The 2,955-nt window shown below is 52.3% G+C and carries 2 rRNA genes (1 of these 2 only partly in view); both read left to right on the plus strand.

Going from position 1 to position 2,955, the window contains the following annotated elements:
* Positions 1-2,711 (plus strand): 23S ribosomal RNA (locus ACIPHM_RS24460); it begins 225 nt to the left of the window's first position.
* A 122-nt stretch (positions 2,712-2,833) separates the two neighbouring features.
* A 5S ribosomal RNA gene (gene rrf, locus ACIPHM_RS24465) occupies positions 2,834-2,946 on the plus strand.
* The last annotated feature ends 9 nt before the right edge of the window (positions 2,947-2,955 follow it).

Consider the following 2,955-nt stretch of genomic DNA (forward strand, 5'->3'; position numbering starts at 1 on the left):
CGAAGCGAACGCGGCGAACTGAAACATCTAAGTAGCTGCAGGAAAAGAAATCAACCGAGATTCCCAAAGTAGTGGCGAGCGAAATGGGACCAGCCTTCAAGATTTAGCACCGGTGTTATCAAAACGGAATGGAAAGTCCGGCCATAGTGGGTGATAGCCCCGTATGAGAAAACCCTGGTGTGGAACTAAGCTTGAGAAAAGTAGGGCGGGACACGTGAAATCCTGTCTGAAGATGGGGGGACCATCCTCCAAGGCTAAATACTCGTAATCGACCGATAGTGAACCAGTACCGTGAGGGAAAGGCGAAAAGAACCCCGGGAGGGGAGTGAAATAGATCCTGAAACCGCATGCATACAAACAGTCGGAGCCTCGAAAGGGGTGACGGCGTACCTTTTGTATAATGGGTCAGCGACTTACATTCAGTGGCGAGCTTAACCGAATAGGGAAGGCGTAGCGAAAGCGAGTCCGAATAGGGCGTTCAGTCGCTGGGTGTAGACCCGAAACCAAGTGATCTATCCATGGCCAGGTTGAAGGTGCGGTAACACGTACTGGAGGACCGAACCCACTAACGTTGAAAAGTTAGGGGATGAGCTGTGGATAGGGGTGAAAGGCTAAACAAACTTGGAAATAGCTGGTTCTCTCCGAAAACTATTTAGGTAGTGCCTCGTGTATCACCTTCGGGGGTAGAGCACTGTCATGGTTGAGGGGTCCATTGCGGATTACCTCGCCATAGCAAACTCCGAATACCGAAGAGTGCAATCACGGGAGACAGACATCGGGTGCTAACGTCCGGTGTCAAGAGGGAAACAACCCAGACCGCCAGCTAAGGTCCCTAAATATTGCTAAGTGGGAAACGAAGTGGGAAGGCTAAAACAGTCAGGAGGTTGGCTTAGAAGCAGCCACCCTTTAAAGAAAGCGTAATAGCTCACTGATCGAGTCGTCCTGCGCGGAAGATGTAACGGGGCTAAGCAATATACCGAAGCTGCGGATGCGAGCTTGCTCGCATGGTAGGAGAGCGTTCTGTAAGCCTGTGAAGGTGTCTTGTAAAGGATGCTGGAGGTATCAGAAGTGCGAATGCTGACATGAGTAGCGATAAAGGGGGTGAAAGGCCCCCTCGCCGTAAGCCCAAGGTTTCCTACGCAACGTTCATCGGCGTAGGGTGAGTCGGCCCCTAAGGCGAGGCAGAGATGCGTAGCTGATGGGAAGCAGGTTAATATTCCTGCACCGTCGTATGATGCGATGGGGGGACGGATCGCGGAAGGTTGTCCGGGTGTTGGAAGTCCCGGTCCCTGCAGTGGAGAAGGCGCTTAGGCAAATCCGGGCGCGTAATTCAAGGCTGCGGGGCGAGCGGAGTAAAATTCGTGAAGCAATTGGAAGTGGTTCCAAGAAAAGCCTCTAAGCTTCAGTCATACGAGACCGTACCGCAAACCGACACAGGTGGGCGAGATGAGTATTCTAAGGCGCTTGAGAGAACTCGGGAGAAGGAACTCGGCAAATTGGTACCGTAACTTCGGGATAAGGTACGCCCTTGTAGCTTGACTGGCCTGCGCCAGGAGGGTGAAGGGGTTGCAATAAACTGGTGGCTGCGACTGTTTAATAAAAACACAGCACTCTGCAAACACGAAAGTGGACGTATAGGGTGTGACGCCTGCCCGGTGCCGGAAGATTAAATGATGGGGTGCAAGCTCTTGATTGAAGTCCCGGTAAACGGCGGCCGTAACTATAACGGTCCTAAGGTAGCGAAATTCCTTGTCGGGTAAGTTCCGACCTGCACGAATGGCGTAACGATGGCCACACTGTCTCCTCCCGAGACTCAGCGAAGTTGAAGTGTTTGTGATGATGCAATCTACCCGCGGCTAGACGGAAAGACCCCATGAACCTTTACTGTAGCTTTGCATTGGACTTTGAACCGGTCTGTGTAGGATAGGTGGGAGGCTTTGAAGCAGGAACGCTAGTTTCTGTGGAGCCGTCCTTGAAATACCACCCTGGCTTGTTTGAGGTTCTAACCTAGGTCCGTAATCCGGATCGGGGACAGTGCATGGTAGGCAGTTTGACTGGGGCGGTCTCCTCCCAAAGTGTAACGGAGGAGTACGAAGGTACGCTAGGTACGGTCGGAAATCGTGCTGATAGTGCAATGGCAAAAGCGTGCTTAACTGCGAGACTGACAAGTCGAGCAGGTGCGAAAGCAGGTCATAGTGATCCGGTGGTTCTGTATGGAAGGGCCATCGCTCAACGGATAAAAGGTACTCTGGGGATAACAGGCTGATACCGCCCAAGAGTTCATATCGACGGCGGTGTTTGGCACCTCGATGTCGGCTCATCTCATCCTGGGGCTGTAGCCGGTCCCAAGGGTATGGCTGTTCGCCATTTAAAGAGGTACGTGAGCTGGGTTTAAAACGTCGTGAGACAGTTTGGTCCCTATCTGCCGTGGGCGTTGGAAGTTTGAAGGGGGCTGCTCCTAGTACGAGAGGACCGGAGTGGACGAACCTCTGGTGTACCGGTTGTCACGCCAGTGGCATCGCCGGGTAGCTATGTTCGGAAGAGATAACCGCTGAAAGCATCTAAGCGGGAAACTCGCCTTAAGATGAGACTTCCCTAGGAACTCGATTCCTTTGAAGGGTCGTTCAAGACCAGGACGTTGATAGGTCAGGTGTGGAAGCGCAGTAATGCGTTAAGCTAACTGATACTAATTGCCCGTAAGGCTTGATCCTATAACCAGTGTGTTTTTCCTGGTGTGAGTGTCGATGTGCCGATACCCTCACAACCCACATGTTGTACTACGCTTCTTCCGAATTGGTTTTGCTGACCTAGTCAGCGGAACATACAAGTTATGCCTGATGACCATAGCGAGTTGGAACCACCCCTTCCCATCCCGAACAGGACCGTGAAACGACTCCACGCCGATGATAGTGCGGATACCCGTGTGAAAGTAGGTAATCGTCAGGCTCCCCTAAA

Source organism: Pandoraea sp. NPDC087047 (assembly GCF_044745225.1).
Classification (GTDB): Bacteria; Pseudomonadota; Gammaproteobacteria; order Burkholderiales; family Burkholderiaceae; genus Pandoraea.